Origin of the sequence: Nocardia sp. BMG111209 (assembly GCF_000381925.1) — a bacterium.
Lineage (GTDB): Bacteria > Actinomycetota > Actinomycetes > Mycobacteriales > Mycobacteriaceae > Nocardia.
Genome location: NZ_KB907309.1, coordinates 204,325 through 219,641, shown reverse-complemented (window position 1 = coordinate 219,641; position 15,317 = coordinate 204,325). Strand labels below are relative to the sequence as shown.

Genomic DNA, 15,317 nt, shown 5'->3' with positions numbered 1-15,317 from the left:
GTGATCTTGTGAATTACAAGATCAGCTGCTGACCGCCCGCCAGGACCGTAGCCGGGGAATTCCGTTGTGGTCCAGGTGTTTTTGGAAGGCTGTCGGTGGCCGGGCCGGGGGTGGCTGGTCTGGTGGCAGTCCTGCACTGAGGCGTTCGACGTTCACGGCGATGGCGGTGAGGACGTGCTGGACGTGGGCTTTGGCCTGGCCGTGGTAGCGGCATTGCCGCATGCCGTGCCCGTGCGCGAATTCGCAGACGGTGCCCTCGATTCCCGAACGCACGGCATACCTCTGCTGCCAAGCAGGGCTCTGCTGCTCGGCTCGGGCCCGCACTTGCAGGTCGAGGAGTTCTCGCGGGGGAAAGCCCACGTTGCGGGCGCTCTCACGGGAGGTGGTGCACTTGCTGCGGACCGGACACGGCTGGCACTGGGCTTTGGTGAACCGGGCCACGATCAGCGGGGCCGCGGTGGGTGATGATGTCGGGTAGGGGCCGTGCCATCCCTTGCTGACCTGGCCCTGCGGACAGATCACCTGTCGGCGATCGAAGTCGATGTGGAAGTCGTCTCTGCCGTAGCCCGCGTTCTCGCGGTACTGACGGGTGGGGTTGCCCGGTAGCGGCCCGCTGACCGTGACCTGGTGTTCGCGGGCCGCCTGTGCGACGTGGACCAGGGAGGTGTAGCCGCCGTCGACCAGGTGCTCGGCGGGAAGCAGACCGCGACGCTGGAGACGGGTGTGGATCCCGGGAAGGGCCTGGGCGTCGTTGGTGGTGGCCGGGGTGGTGGCCACGTCGGTGATCACATTGGTGCCCTCGGTCGCGCAGGTCTCGGTCAGGTGGACCAGGAACCCCTTCCACCTGGTGACCTGTCCCCGGCGCGCGTAGCGGGCCTGGACGTCATAGGGAGAAACGATCGTCACCGATGAGGGCGGCAGACCGCCCTCATCGTCGGTACGCCAGCGCAGGCGGCCCTTGTCGTCACGGTAGTAGTTCTGCAAGACGATCTGCCGCAGGGCCTGGATCTGGGGGCCGCGCAGGCGGTCCGGCCCGTGCTGCCACAGATGCTCCAGCAGTCGGCAAGCGTCTTCGCCGGCGGTGAGGATCCTGGTCTTGGGCCGGGTCGGGTTCTTGCCCAGCCTCACCTGGCGGCCATAGCGGCGCCCCCACTCCTCGTCGACCAGACCGGCCAGCGTGTCCGGGGCGGTGCGGGTAAGTTCCTCGAGCGCGGCGCGGACAGCCTCGGTGACCAGCTCGAGCCGGGTCAGGTCGCGCACCGCGGCCAATACATGGGTGGAGTCGGTGCGCTGAGTAGTACGCTCACGCACCAGTCCGGCGTCGGTGAGCCGGGCCAGAGCAAGATCGAGCAAGCGGTCGGCACGGTCGCCTTCTGCGAGCCGGTCACGGAAATCGCTCAACACGCTGTGATGGAAGCCGGGATCGTCCAACTCCAGGCACAGCGCGTACTTGAAATCGATACGACAGCGCACGGCCTCGGCCGCCTGCCGATCGGACAGGTCCAGCACGTACTGCAGCACGCACACGGTGGCCAGCTGCGCCGGGGACAGACCCGGCCGCCCATCGCGCGGATACCAGTCGGCGAAATCCTCGTTGCTCCATAGACTTTCGAGCCGATCACGTATCCACATCGCCGTGGTACCGCGAGGATTACTGGCGCGGGCCACCCGCGCCGTCAGCGGCGGGACCGTCGTGGCCGGTCCGGGTCCGAGTGACATTCACCTGTTCCTTCAAGGGACGCAGTAGTATTCGCGCCCCGCAGTGTGACAGCCCGCCAGCCGCAACATGCCGAATTCCAAGATCACCGACAGAGTCAAGCTTGGAAAGTCTGTCCGAGAGCGCGGGCTCCGACGAGCCGAAGCCGAAGAAGCGCTGATCGTAGCGTGGGAATCGTTGTGCGGCACCGGGATCGGTCAGCGGCGGGCGAGCGCGTTGACCGGGCTGGCGCGGGCGAGGATGAACCGTCGCCCCGCGGTGCGGGCCGCGCCGGTGGTGCGGGCGGCGCCGGGTAACAAACTCACCGTTTCGGAGCGGCGGCGGGTGCTGGCCACGCTCAACAGCGACGAGTTCGTGGACTGCGCGCCGCTCGAGATCTACGCGCGTCTGCTCGATCGCGGTGAATACCTGTGTTCGGTGTCGACGATGTACCGGATCCTGGCGGAGAACTCCCAGGTCAAGGACCGGCGCCGTCAAGCCCGGCACGGCAAGAAGGTGTGCCCGGAACTGGTCGCGACCGGGCCCCGGCAGGTGTATTCGTGGGACATCACCAAGCTCGCCGGCCCGGTCAAGGGCCAGTATTTCGACGCCTACGTGATGCTGGACATCTTCTCCCGCTACATCGTCGGTGTCGTGGTCCATAACAGCGAATCCGGGCAGCTCGCGGTCGAGATGATGCGCACGGTGTTCGGTGTCCACGGCATCCCGGAGGTGGTGCACGCCGACCGCGGCACGTCGATGACCAGCAAGACCGTCGCCGCCCTGCTCGACGAGCTGGGCGTGACCCGATCCCACTCCAGACCGCGGGTGTCCAATGACAACCCGTTCAGCGAATCACTGTTCAAGACAGTGAAATACGGTCCAGAGTTCCCCGAACGGTTCGGATCACTCACCGAGGCAAGACAATTCATGGATTCGTTTACCCAGTGGTACAACCATGAACACCGCCACACCGGCCTGGGGCTGCACACACCGGCCGATGTCCACTACGGCCTCGCCACCGGCAAGGCCGCCGACCGGCGCGCGGTCCTGGACGCCGCCCGCGCCGCACATCCAGGCCGATTCGGCACCGCCACCGTCCCGAAGATCCTGACACTTCCCCAGACCGTCTGGATCAACCAGCCGAAACCAGACAGCGAGGAACAGCAGACAGCAGCCTAAACACACCCAGCGGTCTCATTCAGGTTGACAAATTCCGCCGGGATGCTCGTAGGAGCCCTCGTCGGTGCAGGCCTCGGCAACGCTTTCGGCAGGTCACTGCCCGCTTCCGACGAGCGCAACGTGTACGAATATCACTGCTACTGCTGATCTGCAGCGAGACGGGTTCCCGGACCCGATCCTTGTCGGGCCACCTGCATATTTCGAGCTTGGCGGCTACCGGGCTGTGCGGGGATTCCCGCACCGTCCGCGGCAGAGGCCGCTAAATGGAGGGGATTGACAGGGGCCACGTCCCGCTTGTGCTACGAGAGACGGAGTCTTCCCCGGCGCGGCCGAGCAGTGGCGTCGACTTGTGCTGGCGCGGAACTTGGTTCATGGGGAAGACTTCGGGACTGATCGGTGAGTGCCACCATGGTGAGTCCCAGGACGTGGGCGTGCAGGTCGGTGGCAGACAGTCCGAGGTCATCGGTAATGGCCGAAGGCCGCTGTCCGTCTTCGCGGAGTGCCGCGAAGACCTTGGTGAGCAGCATCGATGTCTCGCGAGGCACTCCATCGGGCTCAGCTCGGCGATAGCCCATCTGCGACAACTGAACACACAGTGACCGGTATCGCCAATCGGTCAGCAAGTCGAGGTCGAAAAGCCGGCGGGTGAGCGCCATCGCCGAGACATTCCAATGACGCTTCGCTTCGAGGACGTGATCGATGGTGGCTTCCCGTAATCGCTGGCTGAGGATTGCTGCGCGCGGCATGAGGAAGGCCGCGGCGAAGCGGTCTGCTTCGGCTTCGGCTCCCGGTTCGTTCGGGATGCGATCACCACTGTGCAGAACCAGGTGGCCGCATTCGTGCGCACAATCGAATCGCGCTCTCTCGCTGGACTTTCCAGTGTTCAAGAAGACATACGGCTGTTTGCGCCAGTGCAGTGCGTAGGCATCCAGTTCTGCGCTCTCCCCGGTCAGGGAGAACACCCGCACTCCATTGGCTTCCAGCAGGTGCACCATGTTCTTGATCGGTGTCTGCCCGACTCCCCAATGCGCTCGGACCATCTCGGCCGCGATTTCCGGATCGGTCCCGGTCAGACTCGGCACGTTGGGCGCGGGAACGGTGAACCTGGCCTCGATCCACTCGTTCAGCTCGATGGCGATCCGGCCTGCTGCCAAGGCTCGATCACGTTGCCGTGCGGTGATCTTGCTCATCGCACGGAAACTGACCGCCTCGGGTGGGATCTCATCGAGATCGGGGCCGGTGAGGAACTTCGGCGCTACGTGCAAAGCGGCGGCCAGGCACGCGAGTGTGTGCTGGGTCGGCTGCTGCTTGCCGTTTTCGTAAGCCGACAAACTACGTCGGCTGAGCTCCGTTTCCCGGGCGAGGTCGGTCAAGGTCAATCCCTGTCGCTTGCGCGCGATCCGCAGTCGGGAAGGCGCCAGCATCACGGAGTTGTCCTTTCATCCCTCTTTGCGCTCGACCTCGACGGTGTAGGCATCGGTATCGCCGCCATCGTCACGCGACGGACCCACCCTACCGATGTGGTCGGGACCGAGGTCGATCGCAGGCAGGATGATCCGTTCGAGCCAGTGACCGATCCGGTCACCTTCGATCTTGTCGGGCAGCGACAGCTCCGCCTGCACCACTCCGTCGATGATCTGATAGAGCAGCACCCACATCGGCGTCTTGCTCAGGCCGGGCAGATCTTCCGCGGTGAACAGCGCGAACTGTCCGTTGTCGTCGACGGCTCGCCTCGTGGCTTCGCCGATGGGGTTCCTGTTCGCCGGCCACAGCCCCGGCATGTCGAACCCGGTTACCTCGTCTCCCGACTTCACCACGATCGCGAGCAGTTTCCGGGGATGAATTGTGCGCGGCTGGTTGGCCGGGTTGTCGTAAGTCCACCCGTCGCTCTCGAGCTCTTCGCGCAGGAACCGCACGATTCGAGCCCAGCGGGTGAAGCCGGGCATTGTCGGTGGGTCGTGTTTCGTGCACATCCGCACATCGGCCTCTGCGCGCTCGAACACCGTCTCCAGCATTTCGACGCTCAACCCCAGCTCGGCCAATCGCCTTGCGGCACGCGGCCCTTCGTAGGTCGGAGGCTGCACCATCGTTGATCCCTCCCTGCGCACGTGACGCTGCCAACTTCTCGAAACGTTACCTCAAATGAGGTGACGAAACGAGAAGTCACATCCGATCATTCCCCCGGGCAGGGTGGAGGTGGCCTGCCGAACCACGACAACGACTCTGCACGTGATCAGGCACCGTTGGCCGTGTGCTCGCAGCGACAGTGCTATGTGGCTCGTCCGGCGAAAGGGATGGCAGACGGCCCATGGCCCGGGTTCGACGAGCTAATGTTTTCCAGGAGGTCGATCGGAATCGGCGAATCGCCCGATTTGCTGGGCACCGCGACAGCTACGGCGGCATCCGGGGCGGACTGTGGGGCAGGGCAAGTCGAACACAGCGAACAACGAGAACAGGACTGCGCGCGTATGGACGAGGGTCGGTGGACAACGGTCACCGAGTCGAACTTCGAGCACGAGCGCCGGGGGCTGGAAGCGATCCGGGCGCAACTGCCGAACGTCGATCCGTGGTACGCGTGGTCCAACTTCACCTTCACCGCCAACACCGGCCATATCCGTGAGGTGGACCTGCTGGTGATCGCCCCGAACGGGGTGTATCTGATCGAGCTCAAGGACTGGAGCGGCCGCCTGACCGCCGAGGGCGGCGACTGGGTGCAGACCCCGGTCCGCGGCAACCGCAGGTATCACAAGAATCCGCTGCATCTGGCGAACCAGAAGAGCAAGGAGCTGGCGGGGCTGCTCGCCGACAACGGTGCCCGGGTGTTCGTCGGCTCGGCGGTCTGCCTGACCAATCCCGGACTGCGCTTCGACGTCTCGACAGGCGACCGGGCGAGCACGCACACGATCAAGGAACTGCTCGCCCGGCTCGACGCACCGGTCCGGGACGTCGGGCACACCATCAGTGTCCAGCGCGCCAAAGCCGTCAAGAAGGCACTGGAACAGATCGGCATCCGGCGCAGCGATGCCGACTTCACCGTCGGCCCGTACCGCTTGGAGCGCAAACCCTTCGACGCCGGACCGACCTGGCAGGACTATCTCGCCTCCCACACCGAGCTGCGCGAACCGGTACGCATCCGGATCTATCTGCGCGAACGCGGCGCGGACGAGGAGATCCGCAAATCGGTGGACGCGGCGGCCCGGCGAGAAGCCGTGGTACTGCGCAGGTTCCGGCATCCCGGTGCCGTGCAGCTGGACCAGTTCGACCCGTCCGGCCATTCGGCGGGTCCCGCCCTGATCTTCCGCTACCACCCCGACACCCTGCACCTGGACGACTACCTCACCCAGCACGGTGACCTGCTGGACCTCGGCGACCGGGTCGAACTGGTCCGGCAGCTGACGGAGACCTTGAAGTCGGCGCATTCGATGCGGCTGTATCACCGGGCGCTGTCTGCTCGCTCGATTCACGTGGTGCCCCGCCGCGGTGACAGTGAGGCGGAGCGGTGGAGCAAGCCACTGTTGCAGATCTCCGATTGGCATGTGGCGACCCAGCAGTCGCCCGGCTCGGCGCACACCATGACCCGCCATGCCCCGACCACCCTGTCGGCGCAGCATCTGCCCACCGCCTCGAATCCCTATCTCGCCCCCGAACTGGGCGCGCTCGCCCCGGACCCGATCGCGCTGGATGTCTACGGGCTGGGATTGCTCACCTACCTGGTGGTGACGGGTAAGGCACCGGCCACCAGCGCGGCGGAGTTACTGGCGCGCTTGGAATCCGGTGCGGAGCTGCGGCCCGGTGCATTGGTCGACAATGTGCCCTTGGAACTGGATCTGCTGGTGGCGCTGGCCACCGATTATCAACCGTCTCAACGGCCTACCTCCATGGGCGAATTCCTCGAGCTGCTCGAAAATGTCGAGGAGAAACTCACCGCGCCCGAGGAGCCTCCCGCCGAACCGGAAAAGGATCCGCTGGAAGCGGTTCCGGAGGATGTGCTGGACGGCCGCTGGTTGGTGCGCCGCCGTCTCGGCACTGGTTCGACGAGCCGTGCGCTGCTGGTACGCGATCTGCAAGCGGAGGAGAAGCGCGGCGCCAAGGCATATGTGGTGCTGAAGGTAGCGCTGTCGGACGACCGCGGTGAGGTGCTCACCCGCGAGGCTGCCGTGCTGCGCACGCTGCGGCATCACTCCGGCGTGATCAACCTGGTCGAGCCCGATGTGCTGACGCTGGGCGGCCGCAGCGCTCTGGTGCTCGAATATGTCGGCGACGAACAGGGATTGGAATCGGGGCCGGGACACCGCACCGAGGAGACCGTCGCGCGCGAACTGCGCGACAACGGCCGATTGCAGGTGGGCCGGCTCGAGACCTACAGCGACTATCTGTTCGCCGCCGTCGATTTCCTCGAGGGCGAGGGCGTCTGGCACCGCGACCTGAAACCGGACAACATCGCGATTCGAGTGCGCCCCAACCGAACTCGCGAGCTGGTGCTCATCGATTTCTCGCTCGCGGGCTACCCGGTGAAGCACACCGAGGCCGGCACCGACGGCTATCTGGATCCGTTCATCGGTACCCTGATCCGCTCGGTGTACGACGCGCACGCCGAGCGCTACGCCCTCGCGGTGACGCTGCACGAGATGGCGTCGGGGGAGCTGCCGCGATGGGGCGACGGCAGCGTGCTGCCCCGTCAGCTGTCCGCCGCGGAATTCCCGTATCCGGAGGTCGCCGCCGACGCATTCGACCCGTCGGTGCGCGACGGCCTGGTGGCGTTCTTCCGCAAGGCCCTGCATCGCGATGTGGCGCAACGATTCTCGGATCTGAAGCCGATGCGCGATGCGTGGCGCAAGGTCTTCCTGGACATGACCCGGTCGGTGCCGTCGCGTCCGCTGAGTGCGCATCCGGCGCCACCGGCCGACGTGGATGTGGTGTCGCCGGAGGATCAGCGGCGGCTGATCGCCGACCAGGCGACCCGCGATACCCACCTGTCGCAGGCCGGGCTGACGGCGGCCACCGAGCAGTTCCTGTACGGGCTCGAGGTCAATACCGTCGGTGAATTCCTGGACTACGGCCGCAACAAGTTGATCAACGCTCCGGGCCTGGGGGCGCGCGCCCGCCGCGAGATCCAGGATCGGCTGCGGGAGTGGGGTCGCCGCCTCGGCAACGCCGAACCCGCTCCCCTCACCCCGGCGTCCCGAAAAGAGGCGCGGGAGGAAATCACCGCTGCCCAAACCGATCTGGGCGCGGGCCTGCTGCGCACGCTGAGCCTGGACACCCTGGCCGCCCGCTTCGTGCCGGAACGCAACAACAACAGCACCAACGCCAGCAAGGTGGACGTGGTCGCGCGACTGCTGCGGATTCCCGGCGCGGGAGATCTTCCGGAGCTGGATGCCTGGCCGACCCAGGCGGCCGTTGCGGACACTCTCGGCCTGACCGGCGGTCGCGTCGCCCAGTTGCTGAAAGCCCAACGGCAGCAATGGAAGAAGGATCCGGCGGTACAGGAGCTGCGCGCGCAGGTGCTGGAGCTGCTGGCCGGTATGGGCCGCATCGCGGCGGCGACCGAACTGGCCGACGCGCTGGTCGCCCGGCGCGGCACCCGCCTGGACGACCGCGCCGACCGCCGCGCCCTGGGTTTGGCGGCGGTGCGGGTCGTGGTGGAAGTGGAACAGCTCGCCCCGGACGAGGCGGAACTGTATGTCGCCCAGAAGCGCGATACTGGCGCCAATCCGGTAGTGCTACTGGCACTCGAAGCCCGCGAGGACGCCGATCCCGGTACCCCGGCCGCCACGGCATTGACGAGTTATGCACTGCGCCTGGGCAAGACGGCCGATGCCCTGGCCGCGCAGGAAACTTTGCCGACGGCGGCGACCGTGCTGGACCGGCTCGGCGCCATCGACCGGCCACTGGGCAACCTCACCTGGGATGACCGCCGGCTGGTGCAGGTTGCCGTCGGCGCGTCCCGGAATGCGGCCGTGACGCCGCGACTCGAGATCTATCCGCGGGATCTGCCGCTGGTGCGGGCGATCCGGCTGACCCAGGCCGGCCTGCTCACCCCGGCCGCGGGCGTGCCGCTCGCCCAGCAACCGGGTTTGCGCGCAGAGCAGGTGTTCGACCGGATCCTGGCGCGGTTCCCGGAGCTGACCATCGCAGGCAGTGACCGGGACCAACCCACGCCGGAGCTGACGAAAGCGTTGCACGAGGCCGGTTTCGCGCTGGTGGTGGCGACGCATCCGCAGACCCGCGTGCAGCGCTACATCCCGGAGCACTCCGATCGGCAGTCCAGCTTCACCGTGCACGCCCGGCGCTGGTCCACGGCTGTCACCTTGCGCGCGGCGAGCACATACTCCGACGACCCCGATCTGGCCCGGGCGGCGCGTGCGGAAGAACTGCTGCTCGGCGCCGCACCGCGCGACGGATTCCGGGTGCTGACATCCCCGGCCTCGGCCGGCATTCGCCCCGTTGTCGAACTGCGTGAGCGTTTTTCGGCGAGGCCGCTGTCGGCGACAGCACTGTTCCTGTCGGTCCTGCACGATCTGGTTCCGCCCGGGAGCAAGCCCACGTGGGACACCATCCTGCGCGCGGACGTCGCCGAGCCGGGTTCCCGTTCCGCGCTGAAGTTCTCGGAATACGTGCGCACGGCCTGGGGACGCATCGAGCCGGAGATCGCCGACAACATCGGCGGCGACGGCCCGCTGCTGCTCACCGAAACCCTGGTGTTCGCTCGTTACGACGCCATGGGGGTACTGGGCCGCCTGGCCGAGCAGGCTCGCCGTGGCCGCGGCGGTCTGTGGCTGTTGTGCCCGCAGGCGGACCCGCTGCGCCAGCCGCATCTGAGCGCGGCGGCGGTGCCGTACCAGTCCGCGCTCAACGAATGGATCTCCTTGCCGGAGTCCTGGATTCGCAACGTCCACCGCGCCGCCCCCTCGACCGATACGGGAGTCACCGCATGATCGTCACTGGTCAGGTTGGGGTGTAACTGCCGGTCGGCTCCTCAGGATGATTTTGCGGCGCTGATAGTGGATTCTGTTGTGGTGCAGACTGATCCGTGTCCATTGCTTTGGCCATCAGCCGACCGAGTGGTCCGGTTTGCGGCCCGATCGAATGTGGTACAGGCCGAGTATCGGGTGATGGCCAGTACCGACTGGCCGAGTGCCATGGTTTGTTCCCCGCACCGCGTGGCCAGTTACGTATGATCCACAGCGCCGCACTGCTTTCGGACCTGAAGAAGCGGGTCGATGCGATCGAGATAGATCTAAACCAGCAACTGCAAAGACTGCCGGAGGTGCGGGCGCGGCTGGGCCAGGAGTGGACCCAGGCGCGCGGACTCAGGCGCACCGCCGCCACCGTGAGCGCTTGGCTGGACGAGCGCATCACCCAGGTCGCGGTGGCATGGGTGCTAGGCACAATACCAGTGACTTAAGTGTTTTCGGTTGGTAGGGTCGGTGTCCGGGAGGTGTTGGGATGCCGCGGCCTGGGCAGGTCAAGCTGGAGACGGATGAGCGGTTGTCGGATCGGATCGCGATCGGGTTGTTGACGCGGACGTTTCCGCCGGAGTTGGTGGATCGTGTGGTGGACGAGTGTGGCCGGTCCGGGCAGCGGATCCGGTTGCTGCCGCCGCGGGTGGTGGTGTATTTCGTGCTGGCGATGTGCTTGTTCTCCGGTCAGGGTTACGAAGAAGTCGCGCGGTTGCTGACGCAGGGTTTGGTGTGGGCGAAACGCTGGTCGGGGTCGTGGCAGGTGCCGACCACGGCGGCTATCTCGCGGGCGCGGGTGAAGTTGGGGCCGGCGCCGTTGAAGGCGTTGTTCGCCGAGGTCGCGCGGCCGATGGCGACGGAGTTGACCGCTGGTGGCTGGTATTGGGACTGGCGTGTGGTCGCGGTGGACGGGACGACCTTCGATGTTCCCGACAGTGCCGGGAATGCCGGGTATTTCGGGCGCCCGAAGACCCATCGCACCCAGCGGTGCGCGTATCCGCAGGTGCGGATGGTGGCGCTGGCCGAGTGCGGCACTCATGCGATCACCGCTGCCGCGTTGGGGCCGTTCACGGTCTCTGAATCGGTGCTGGCCCGCCAGCTTTTCGGGCATCTGGGTGCGGGCGATCTGCTGCTGGCCGACCGGGGGTTCGCCGGTGTCGGGTTGTGGCGGGCTGCCTGTGCCGGCGGTGCGGATCTGTTGTGGCGCATTCGTTCTCACCTGATCCTTCCGGTGATCGAGGAGCTGGGCGACGGTTCGTATCTGTCGGAGATCGTCGAGGCGAAGGATCACCGCACACGCGCCGACCCGACCATCGTCCGGGTCGTCGAATACACCCTCGAGGGTCCCGGTTTCCCGGCCCAGCAAGCCCCGTACCGGCTGATCACCACCATCCTCGATCCCGACGCCGCGCCGGCGGCGGAGCTGGCGGCCCTGTATCACGAAAGGTGGGAGATCGAGACCACACTCGATGAGCTCAAGACCCATCAGCGCGGCCCGGCGCAGGTGCTGCGGTCGCGTTCCCCCGAGGGTGTCGAGCAGGAAATCTGGGGTCACCTGCTGGTCCACTACGCCATCCGCACCCTGATGCACGACACCGCCGATCACGCCCGCGTCGACGCCGACCGGTTATCGTTCACCCGCAGCATCCGCCTCGCGCGCCGGCAGGTGACCGCGCAGGCGGGCTTTTCCCCCTGACCACCTCGCACACGCGCTGGCCGAAGGCGTGCGTGAGATCGCCCGCCACCTGCTACCCACCCGCCGCGGGCGCACCAACCCCCGCGTCGTCAAACGCAAGATGTCCAGCTTCAAGGTCAAACGCGACGAGCACCGCAAACCCGTTCCACGACAACCAGAACCACTCGACGCGGTCACCATCGCCCCGCACTGGCGCACCACCTCGACCACCGCAACGGCCAAGAACGCTACTCGCAGACCAAAACCTTAAATCACTGGTATTGGTGCTAGGCACGGTGTTCGTGCGATTTTGCGAGGACAACCAGCTGATCGCCGAACCGTATCTGACCGGTCCCACCGACGACCGTCGAGAACTCGCCCAGGTGCGGTATGACTCCTACGTGGAATCCGATCCGGATCCCACCTATCGCGGGTGGCTCGAACAGGCGTTTGCGGAACTCGGTGCAGGACAAGCGGGAAAGCTATTATTCGATCCTGCACACAATGCACTGTATCAGATTCCGGTATCGCACGATGGGGCTCGCGAGCTCATCGAGTTCTGGCGAGGGCGGAACGAAAACGGCGTCCTTGTACACGATTTCACCGATCCGTTGGGTGACGACGACGTAACTGGCTGGGACACACGCTTTCTCGGTGACCTCTATCAGGATCTGTCCGAGAACATTAGGAAGAACTACGCTTTGCTGCAGACTCCGGAGTTCGTTGAGGAGTTCATCCTCGACCGCACCCTCAAGCCTGCTATCGGAGAATTCGGCTACGAGCAGATCGAACTCATCGATCCCGCTTGCGGCTCAGGTCATTTCGTACTGGGCGCATTTCGCCGATTGGCCCGCTGTTGGGCCGACGAGCAGCCGACCAGAGACCGACACGAGCGTGTTCGGGCAGCGCTGAACTCGGTGCACGGTGTCGACATGAACCCCTTTGCCATCGCGATTGCCCGCTTCAGGATGCTGATGGCCGCCATGGCCGCCGCGGATGTCCGCACCCTCGCCGAGGCTGCCCGATATGAGTGGCCGATCAAGCTGGCCATCGGCGACTCGCTCATCAGAGCGCGGCAGCTGGAGCTCGCTTTTGACGGGGGGAAAGGGGATCCGCTGGCCGAATTTTCTTATGCCACAGAGGATGTGCATGAGTACCCGCGGATTCTAGAGCCGGAGAGGTACCACGTGGTGGTGGGAAATCCGCCGTATATAAGGGTGAAGGACAAGAACCTCGACGAGCTGTATCGGAAGCTATACAAGGCATGCTCCGGCAAGTATGCACTGTCCGTTCCGTTCGCACAGCGGTTCTTCGAACTCGCGAAGCTTGGCGATCCAGATGGGCGCGGCTTCGGGCGGGTCGGTCAGATCACGGCGAATTCCTTCATGAAGCGTGAATTCGGAACAAGGCTGATCGAGGAATTCTTTGCCCACACGGTGGAACTTACCGAGGTAATCGATACTTCCGGTGCGTTCATTCCAGGGCACGGCACACCAACTGTAATCCTCATCGGCACTCGGCGTTCCGGTAAAAGCCGCAGTTCGACTATCCGTACTGTGCGAGGTGTGCAGGGTGAGCCGAGGGCGCCTAAGGAGCCCGAGAAAGGGTTGGTATGGCGAGCGATAGTCGATCGGATTGATGATGCACCGGGCCCCGGAAAATGGGTTTCTGTTGACAATCTTGAACGCCACCGATACTTCGCTAAGCAGCCGTGGATCATGCTAGATAATGGTTTGGAGATGGTGCAGCAAATTAGCGCGCGAGGAACAGGTAGGCTACGCTCTGTGCTGGCACGCGATATCGGGTTCGCCAGCTTTCCGGGTCAAGATGATGCCTTTATCAGTACGCCCGACGCGCTTCATCGTCAGTGTATCACTGCACCAATTTCTCGCTGGCTGATCATTGGAGAGGTTGTTCGAGATTGGCACTTGCACTGCAGTGAGCAGGCGGTAGTGCCATACGATGCGGAATTCAAGCCACTCCCCTACGACGAAGAAAGCTCATGGGGGAGGAGGCTCTGGAAAGTGCGGAGCCGACTTCGCTCGACAACTGATGTCGGAGGCAAGACGCAAGAAGATTTAGGCAAACCTTGGTGGGCATGGTATCGCTGGGTGCCCGATAGATACGCAACTCCGTTGTCGATCACGTTTGCGGAAGTGGCTACGCACAATCATTTCGTGCTGGACCGGGGTGGAAAAGTGTTCAAACAGACTGCGCCGGTCATCAAACTGCCGGAAGGGGCAGGCGAAGAAGATCACCTAGGCCTGCTCGGTCTACTCAATAGCTCGACCGCGTGCTTTTGGCTGAAAATGTCGTGCCAAGATAAACCTAGTAATGGTATAGGTCGCGGGCTGGAATCCGAGAAATGGACAGTAAGGTATCAATTCAATTCATCCAATGTTGAGGAATTTCCTATCATTGGGAATTTTCCATTGCCATATGTAGGTTTGCTCGACGGCCTGGCCGATAAACTCGAATCCGCTAGCGCTCGGAAGGTGGCGGAACGCTCGCCATTCGATTTGTCGGGAAGTTGTGCGCAGTGGGAATCAATCCGTCGACGGATGATTGCACTGCAGGAGGAATTAGATTGGTACATCTATTCGCTGTATGATCTCTGTGGCAATCTTACTGTGCCGGAACTGGATGTGCCTGACATTAATCTCGGTGAGCGAGCATTCGAGATTGTAATGGCTCGGAAAGTTGAATCCGGCCAACTGGATACCGAATGGTTCCGGCGGCATGGATCTACCCCTGTAACCGAAATCCCCGGACATTGGCCAGAATATTACCGTGAAATAGTCCGGCGGCGCATTGATGCGATTGAATCCAGCCGTGCTGTCAATATGATCGAGCGCCCCGAATATAAACGAAGGTGGTTGACTGATGGCTGGAAAGTCCTACAGGAGAGAGCCCTTCGCTCCTGGCTCCTGGACCGTATGGAATCCCGCGACCTCTGGTTCAACGACAACGACCAGCCCCAGATCGTCACCCTCTCCAGGCTCGCCGATCGCCTGGCGTCAGACGAGGATTTCCTCTCGGTCTCCGTCCTCTATGCCCCCCGTACCGAACTGACGCAGATAGTGGCCGACCTGATCACTGATCAGCACGTCCCATTCTTGGCGGCTTTGCGCTACAGGTCTTCCGGGCTGAAGAAGCGCAAGGACTGGGAGCATGTTTGGGATATGCAGCGCCAAGAGGACGCCATGCCGGACGGGCACGACAAGAACAAGTTCCGCGCTTCTATTCCTAAGCTGCTCGACTACACCTCCGCTGACTTCATGCGCCACTCTTATTGGCAGGCACGAGGCAAGCTGGATGTCCCGAAGGAGCGCTTGATCTCCTACGGATCGACGAACGTCGCCACCCCCGACCTGTACGGCTGGGCAGGCTGGGATCATCGCGAACAAGCCATGGCCATCGCCGTCCATCTTGCAGAGCACAGCTTGTCCACCGAGGAGATCACTCCATTCCTGGCTGGTCTGCTGGAACTGCAACCGTGGCTGGATCAGTGGCACCACGAGGAAGATCCGGATTTCGGCATCTCGCCTGCCGCTTTTCTGTCCGGTGATCGCCGCACCATGCAGGGTGAGCACCACCTGACCGACGACGATCTACGAAATTGGCGGCCGCAGCCTGCAACTCGGGGCGGCCGCCGTGCTGCCCTGCGGAAGAAAAAGCCCGACACTACCGATGCCGGAGGAGATGACTGATGGCTAAGCCTGAATCCACTGACGGGGGTTTCGTGCTGGTCCGCGCGCCTGCGGCGCGCGGACCAGCGGGTTTCGGGCGTGGGGTAGCCGCT

Annotated in this window: 8 protein-coding genes and 1 pseudogene; 6 read left to right on the top strand and 3 right to left on the bottom strand. The window is 64.3% G+C overall.

The genetic code is table 11. From position 1 onward, the window contains the following. Positions 1–21 precede the first annotated feature (21 nt). Positions 22–1,719, bottom strand: coding sequence for an IS1182 family transposase (locus G361_RS0132115; protein WP_036496147.1), 1,698 nt, complete (start codon positions 1,717–1,719; stop codon positions 22–24). 112 nt (positions 1,720–1,831) lie between these two features. Here G361_RS0132115 and G361_RS0132110 point away from each other — a divergent pair. Then, positions 1,832–2,878, top strand: a pseudogene (locus G361_RS0132110) (transposase); the annotation flags it as partial. Positions 2,879–2,902: 24 nt separating this feature from the next. Continuing rightward, positions 2,903–3,025, top strand: coding sequence for a glycine zipper domain-containing protein (locus tag G361_RS51955; RefSeq protein ID WP_369797975.1), 123 nt, complete (start codon positions 2,903–2,905; stop codon positions 3,023–3,025). 152 nt (positions 3,026–3,177) lie between these two features. On the opposite strand, the gene G361_RS45675 is transcribed toward G361_RS51955, so the two are convergent. Continuing rightward, entirely contained in the window at positions 3,178–4,302 is a 1,125-nt protein-coding gene (locus G361_RS45675) for an ImmA/IrrE family metallo-endopeptidase (protein WP_019931239.1), read from the bottom strand. Between the two features lie 15 nt (positions 4,303–4,317). Further along, positions 4,318–4,965, bottom strand: coding sequence for a hypothetical protein (locus G361_RS45670; protein ID WP_155981925.1), 648 nt, complete (start codon positions 4,963–4,965; stop codon positions 4,318–4,320). Positions 4,966–5,346: 381 nt separating this feature from the next. On the opposite strand from G361_RS45670, the gene pglW reads away from it, so the two are divergent. The 4 genes from pglW (at position 5,347) to pglX (ending at position 15,225) form a co-directional block, all read left to right on the top strand. Beyond that, positions 5,347–9,816, top strand: a complete 4,470-nt coding sequence (gene pglW / locus G361_RS0132095; protein WP_019931237.1) for a BREX system serine/threonine kinase PglW — start codon at positions 5,347–5,349, stop codon at positions 9,814–9,816. Positions 9,817–10,055: 239 nt separating this feature from the next. Then, positions 10,056–10,286: a hypothetical protein gene (locus tag G361_RS50560; protein WP_026343758.1), complete on the top strand. Its 231-nt coding sequence runs from the start codon at positions 10,056–10,058 to the stop codon at positions 10,284–10,286. Positions 10,287–10,327: 41 nt separating this feature from the next. Further along, a complete protein-coding gene (locus tag G361_RS0132085; RefSeq protein ID WP_019931236.1) occupies positions 10,328–11,536 on the top strand; it encodes an IS4 family transposase in 1,209 nt (402 codons plus the stop codon). 263 nt (positions 11,537–11,799) lie between these two features. Next, on the top strand, positions 11,800–15,225 hold the full coding sequence (gene pglX / locus G361_RS45665; protein WP_231387171.1) for a BREX-2 system adenine-specific DNA-methyltransferase PglX: 3,426 nt from the start codon (positions 11,800–11,802) through the stop codon (positions 15,223–15,225). Positions 15,226–15,317 lie beyond the last annotated feature (92 nt).

What these genes read in the sequence shown, in the direction of transcription:
- G361_RS0132115 (WP_036496147.1), bottom strand. Translation starts at nt 1,719, where the DNA reads ATGTCACTCGGACCCGGACCGGCCACGACGGTCCCGCCGCTGACGGCG.
- G361_RS45675 (WP_019931239.1), bottom strand. Translation starts at nt 4,302, where the DNA reads ATGCTGGCGCCTTCCCGACTGCGGATCGCGCGCAAGCGACAGGGATTG.
- G361_RS45670 (WP_155981925.1), bottom strand. Translation starts at nt 4,965, where the DNA reads ATGGTGCAGCCTCCGACCTACGAAGGGCCGCGTGCCGCAAGGCGATTG.
- pglW (WP_019931237.1), top strand. Translation starts at nt 5,347, where the DNA reads ATGGACGAGGGTCGGTGGACAACGGTCACCGAGTCGAACTTCGAGCAC.
- G361_RS50560 (WP_026343758.1), top strand. Translation starts at nt 10,056, where the DNA reads ATGATCCACAGCGCCGCACTGCTTTCGGACCTGAAGAAGCGGGTCGAT.
- G361_RS0132085 (WP_019931236.1), top strand. Translation starts at nt 10,328, where the DNA reads ATGCCGCGGCCTGGGCAGGTCAAGCTGGAGACGGATGAGCGGTTGTCG.